The organism is Magnetospirillum aberrantis SpK, assembly GCF_011022235.1.
Taxonomy (GTDB): domain Bacteria; phylum Pseudomonadota; class Alphaproteobacteria; order Rhodospirillales; family Magnetospirillaceae; genus Magnetospirillum; species Magnetospirillum aberrantis.
Genome location: NZ_JAAIYP010000014.1, coordinates 1 through 1,614, shown reverse-complemented (window position 1 = coordinate 1,614; position 1,614 = coordinate 1). Strand labels below are relative to the sequence as shown.

1 protein-coding gene is annotated in these 1,614 nt (G+C 63.9%); it reads right to left on the bottom strand.

Translation table 11 applies throughout. The features are described 5' to 3' along the window. A partial coding sequence (locus tag G4223_RS03570; protein ID WP_163675131.1) for a peptidoglycan-binding domain-containing protein occupies positions 1-1,120 on the bottom strand: 1,120 nt, incomplete at its 3' end. Positions 1,121-1,614 lie beyond the last annotated feature (494 nt).

The following is a 1,614-nucleotide window of genomic DNA, read 5'->3' as shown; positions in this document are numbered from 1 at the left end:
TATCGTCCGGTTCTTCCTCGGGGCCAGGAGCCGGAGGCTCGGGCGACGGAGCGGGGGCGTTCGGCTCATCTTCCGCCATGGCAAGTCCGCCTGCGGCCATTTGACGGGCGAATTGCAGCGCCTGGGCCGGACTCTTGGCAGCCATGGTCTCGTAGATCGCTGCGGTATAGGGACGAGCTGCCTCTGGGGCGCGTTTGAATTCGCCGGCGAAGTGTTTGACCGCGTCCTTGTAGTCGCTGCGGTCCAGCAGCACCTTGGCCATGCTGTCTGCCTCCCAGGGATTGGCACCCTCGGTGCTGCCCCAGGGGTTGCGCTGGGGCAAGCGCACCGTGTCCTGTTCGGTGCTCTCCTCGGTTTCTGCCTCACGAATGGGAGCGACCCGGAACGGGATGCGGCGTCCCGATTGGCGGAATAGTTCCTCCTGCAGGTTGCGTGCTTTGCCCGCATCCACCTTCTGGAACCGGCCTAACAAGTCTGCTACATCGGCGCTGCCGCGATCCCCATACCACTCGGTGACGTTCTTCAGGAAGGCGGCGGTCTTGGACGGGTCGCTATCGTTGACCAGGGCGCGAGCATAGCGGTCGTGATCCTCGGCACCCGCCGGAGCAATAGTGTGGTCGGGGAACGGATCGGGCGTTGCCGGACCTAGGGAAGGGGCGAGCATCGGTGGCTGATGGGAAGGCTCCTTCGGTGTCGGGCTCGCCGTATGCCCGCCCCCCAGTACCCCGCCGATCTTGGTGATGGTCGGGCCGTTCGGCTTCAGCAGGCCGTCCACTTCCAGGCCCTTGCCCTTCTGAAAGCTGCGAATGGCGGAATCCAGGTTGGCATTGTGCCAGCCGCTGGGGCCGTCGTTGGTCAGGGGCTTGTAATAGCCGGCGTCGCCCAGGAAGGTCTCGACCTTTGCCACATCGGGCCGATGGTTGTCGGCACCCGAGCGGCCGACGCTGCCGTGCAGGGTGAAGGGGCTGGGGCCGAACATATCCTCGAAGGTGGCGCCCTGCTTCCACGCCTGCTGGAAGGCGGGAATGGCAGGCTCGTCCTCGTCGGACATTCCGGCGCCGAACTGTGAAGTCGGACGCCTGGGCGGCGTGGTGAAGAAGGGGCGGATTTTATCGAACATGGCGGAGCTCCTTGGTCAGGGGGCTTGCCGGCGAGCCGGCATGAAAACGCCCGGGCCGTGGCCGGCACCGGGCGAGGGTAGAGAAACGGGGCAACGAAGGGGCGGATCGGCCGGCTTGGGCGGCTTGCGCCGCCGGCCCAGCCCGATCCGGCGGATGATGTCCTTGACGCGCCGCTTGGCGGACATGGCTGTCTCCGATCCGGGCAAAGAAAAAACCCCGGTACCGCTGTCGCGGACCGGGGCTTGGGCGCACCTGTGGTGGTGCTGGGATCATTTGTAGCGGATGTCGATATCCGCTGTCAATCACGTTTTGTTCTCATGAGGGTTGCCGCCTCCTGCCATTCGGGCTCTTCTACGATTTGCAGATTTTGGGTCAATGGTCGCAGAATGTTTGCACTATATGGGGCAGGGTATTTGCGGAATATGTGTCAGGTCATCTTGACGAATCAATGGCCTAGAGGGTGCGTGCTTTGCACGTTATGTGTCACCCGACA